The following is a 945-nucleotide window of genomic DNA, read 5'->3' as shown; positions in this document are numbered from 1 at the left end:
TTCGTCATCATGGTCATGCTCGCGCCGGGGGCCTTACAGATGGTCTTGCAGCCAGGTGGTCAGATGCCCCTTCTGGCTGCGCGATTGCGGGCCGACACTCACCGTGCAGGTCATGCCCGCCGCCAGCGTCACGCTGTCGGGCACATGGTCCAGATGGATGCGCACCGGAATACGCTGCGCCAGCCGCACCCAGGTGAAGATCGGGTTGACATCCTGAAGCCCCAGCCGGTCCGGATTGCCGTTCTGGTCGTTGATGCCGCGCGCGATCGAGACGACATGGCCGGGGATGATCTGCTTGTAGCCCATCAGCTTGACGCGGGCCACGTCGCCGACATGCACGCCCCACATCTTGGTTTCTTCGAAATACCCGTTCACCCAGTAGGAATCGGCGTCGATCACCGCCAGGCGTGGCTGGCCCGCCGTCAGGTAGTCACCCACCCGCAGGTTCAGGTTGGTCACGTAGCCGTTGACCGGCGAATACAGCACCGAGCGTTGCAGGTTCAGCTTCGCGAGGTCCAGCGACGCCCGCGCCGCATCCACCGCCGCCACCTGCGTCGCCACGTTCGAGTTGAACACTTCCTGTTCTTCGGCCGACACGATGCCGCCCAGCCCCATGCGGCGCTTCGCGTCGTTGCGCTTCAGCTTCAGGTCTTCCTCGGCCCCGTCCAGCCGCGCCTGCGCCTCGCGGATCGCCAGGCGGAAGCGCACCGGGTCCAGCACGAACAGCGGCTCGCCCTTGTGCACGAACTGGTTGTCGGCCACCGGAACCTGCACCACCGTGCCCGGAACTTCAGGCGCCACATCCACCACATACACCCGCACGCGCCCGTCGCGCGTCCAGGGGGCGATCATATAGGTGTCCCACAGGGTCACCCCCAGAACGATCGCCAGCACAACGACGCTCAGGGTCAGAACCACGCGGATCAGGGTGCGTAGAAGGGGCAT

1 protein-coding gene is annotated in these 945 nt (G+C 65.5%); it reads right to left on the bottom strand.

The window, feature by feature from the left end; all coding sequences use genetic code 11:
- Positions 1–33: 33 nt before the first annotated feature.
- Positions 34–945 (bottom strand): HlyD family efflux transporter periplasmic adaptor subunit, encoded by a 912-nt coding sequence (locus tag HLH25_RS19895; RefSeq protein WP_182975731.1) that lies wholly within the window; start codon positions 943–945, stop codon positions 34–36.

Source organism: Gluconacetobacter dulcium (assembly GCF_014174165.1).
Lineage (GTDB): Bacteria > Pseudomonadota > Alphaproteobacteria > Acetobacterales > Acetobacteraceae > Gluconacetobacter > Gluconacetobacter dulcium.
This window is presented reverse-complemented; position numbering and strand designations above follow the sequence as displayed.

Bases quoted from the DNA above. Each gene is read 5' to 3' on its own strand.
- HLH25_RS19895 (WP_182975731.1), bottom strand. From the start codon at position 945: ATGCCCCTTCTACGCACCCTGATCCGCGTGGTTCTGACCCTGAGCGTC.